Here is a 2105-nt window from a genome sequence, read left to right as displayed (position 1 = left end):
CTGCGCGCCTGGCGCAGTCTGGCTGGCCCGGCGCCGGCCGTCACCGCGCCGGCCAGCGGCGCCGCAGTCGCCGCGCCCGGCGAGCGTCCCTGGACCGAGCTGGTGGCCGACTTCGCGGCCGAGCGCTCGGCCATGCTGATCATGGGCGACTGGGCGCGCGGCGAGCTGGGCATGCTGGGCCTGGAGGGCGGCCGGGATTTCGAGTGCAAGGCCGTGCCCGGCACGGCCCAGGTCCATCTCTTCAGCATCGACACGCTGGCGATGCTGGCCGGCGGCAGCCCGGCGCAGGCCGAGCAGGAAAAGATGGCCGAGCTGCTGGGCAGCGCCGCGCTGCAGCTGGGCTACAACCGCATCAAGGGCTCGGTGCCGGTGCGCCGCGATGTGCCGGTCGACGAGCTCGACCCCTGCGCCCAGCAGTCCTTCCATCTGTTTGCCAACCCCGCGACGCCGCGCGTGCCCAGCCTGGTGCACCGGATGGCCTTCGGCGAGGTGGGCAAGAACGCCATCATCGAGACGGTGCATCGCTTCGCTCTCGACCCCAGCCAGACACCGGCCGCCGCGCAACGCAAGCTGCAGGGCCTGCTGCGGGCGCTGAGCCCCGCCGCTGCCACGGCGACCCCGAACCCCAGGAAAGCCGCACCATGACCCGCACCATCCTGATCGTCGACGACGACCAGAAGATCCGCACCCTGCTGAAGACCTATCTGGAGAAGAACCAGTACGCGGTGCTCTTGGCCCATGATGGCGCCAGCTTCATGGCCGAGTTCGAGCGCCATCGCGACGAGATCAGTCTGTGCATCCTCGACGTGATGCTGCCCGATACCGAGGGCTTTGCGCTGTGCCAGGCGGTGCGGCGGCGCTCCGAGGTGCCGGTCATCATGCTGACCGCCAGCGCCGAGGAGACCGATCGCATCATCGGCCTGGAGCTGGGCGCCGACGACTACATCGGCAAGCCCTTCAACCCGCGCGAGCTGCTGGCCCGCATCAAGGCCATCACCCGGCGTACCGGCCAGGAGCGCAGCCAGGCGCCGCGCTACTACCGCTTCAACGGTTTCTCGCTGGACCTGCTGGAGCGCAGCCTGATCGACCCGGACGGCAGCGCCAGTGCGTTGTCGGGCATGGACTTCCAGCTGCTCAAGCTGCTGGTCGAGCACCCCGGCGAGGTGCTGGAGCGCAGCCGTCTGGCCGAGGTCACGCGCGGCCGGGACCTCGGCCCGCTGGACCGTTCGCTCGATGTGCAGATGAGCCGGCTGCGCCAGCGCCTGCAGGACGACGGCAAGCAGCCGGCCCTGATCAAGACGGTGCGCGGCTCGGGCTATGTGTTCGCGACCACGGTGACGGTGGGCCATGCGCCCTGAGCGGGGGCGTGGGGCCGGCCGGTGGCGCGGCACCGGCTGGCCGCAGCGCTTCAGCGGCTTCTTGTTCGACAGCCTGCAGGGCCGTTTCGTGCTGGCGATGCTGGGCGGGCTGGCCCTGGTGCAGCTGCTGATCAATCTGCTCTGGTACAGCCAGATCGAGCAGCGCACCAAGCGCCAGACCGAGCAGGCCGCCCACCATGTGGCCAGCGGCGCCTTGGGGGCGCTGCGCGCCTTGCGCGAGCTGCCGGCGGCCTACCGGCCGCTGCTGATCGAGCAGCTGCGCACCATGGGCGGCACGCGCTTTCTGGTGTTCTTCAACCAGGCCGAGGTGGCGATCCGGCCGCTGCCCGAGCAGGCGCTGGCGCGGCTGCTGGAGGCGCGGGTGCGCGAGGAGCTGGAGTCCCGGCTGGCCGCCGGCACGGCGCTGCGCGTGACCCTGGCCTCGCCGCTGGGCCTTCAGGTGAGGCCCGGCGGCGCGCTGCTGGCCGATCTGCCCGACAGCTGGGTCGATCCCTCGCTGCTGGCGCCGGAGCGGCCGGCGCCCTTTCTGGTGATACAGGTCGAGACCGAGCCGGGGCAGTGGCTGTATCTGAGCAGCGCGCTGCCCGACCCTTATTTCCTCGAACAGCTGGAGTTCTTCAGCTGGCAACGCCTGACCCCGCAGCTGCTGACGCTGGGCCTGGCCCTGCTGTTGACGCTGATCGCCGCGCGGGCGCTGACCCGGCCGCTGGCCGGCCTGAGCCGGGC

General features: G+C 71.3%; 1 protein-coding gene and 2 pseudogenes. All 3 read left to right on the top strand.

Going from position 1 to position 2105, the window contains the following annotated elements:
* Positions 1–645, top strand: a pseudogene (locus PO768_RS28630) (hypothetical protein); the annotation flags it as partial.
* Complete coding sequence (locus tag PO768_RS28625; RefSeq protein WP_137944729.1) at positions 642–1358, top strand: response regulator; 717 nt, start codon at positions 642–644, stop codon at positions 1356–1358. The pseudogene PO768_RS28630 and the gene PO768_RS28625, both read left to right, overlap by 4 nt.
* A pseudogene (locus tag PO768_RS28620) lies at positions 1348–2105 on the top strand (ATP-binding protein); the annotation flags it as partial. The gene PO768_RS28625 and the pseudogene PO768_RS28620, both read left to right, overlap by 11 nt.

The organism is Paucibacter sp. XJ19-41 (assembly GCF_028462495.1).
In the GTDB taxonomy this organism is placed as follows: Bacteria; Pseudomonadota; Gammaproteobacteria; order Burkholderiales; family Burkholderiaceae_C; genus Roseateles_E.
This window is presented reverse-complemented; position numbering and strand designations above follow the sequence as displayed.

Coding starts and splice junctions, on each gene's coding strand:
- PO768_RS28625 (WP_137944729.1), top strand. CDS start 642: ATGACCCGCACCATCCTGATCGTCGACGACGACCAGAAGATCCGCACC.